The sequence below is a fragment of the Streptomyces glomeratus genome (assembly GCF_021462825.1).
Taxonomy (GTDB): Bacteria; Actinomycetota; Actinomycetes; order Streptomycetales; family Streptomycetaceae; genus Streptomyces; species Streptomyces glomeratus.
Genome location: NZ_JAKEEB010000120.1, coordinates 1 through 349, shown reverse-complemented (window position 1 = coordinate 349; position 349 = coordinate 1). Strand labels below are relative to the sequence as shown.

The window sequence follows — 349 nt, the reverse complement described above, 5'->3', positions numbered from 1 at the left end:
GCCCGGCTCTCGCCCGCTTCCCCCGCGCCCGCCGCGACAAGCGCACCGCCAACCACCGCCGAGCCGTCCAGCGCGTTGCCGACCTGCACCGCAAGGTCCGACGCCAGCGCCTGGACCACGCCCACAAGACCGCCTTGGATCTGGTTCGCGACCACGACTTCATCGCGCACGAAGACCTTGAGATCCGCAACATGGTCAAGGCCCCCGTGCCGAAGCCCGACCCTGACCAGCCGGGCAGTTTCCTGCCCAACAGGGCCAGCGCGAAAGCCGGACTCAACCACTCGATCTCTGATGCCGGATGGGGGGTGTTCCTGACGATCCTGCACGCCAAGGCTGAAAGCGCCGGACG

General features: G+C 68.5%; 1 protein-coding gene. It reads left to right on the top strand.

What is annotated here, in order from left to right; genetic code table 11:
- Positions 1 to 349, top strand: a 349-nt coding sequence (locus tag LZ604_RS35595; protein WP_234520376.1) for a transposase, incomplete at both ends; no start/stop codon positions are given.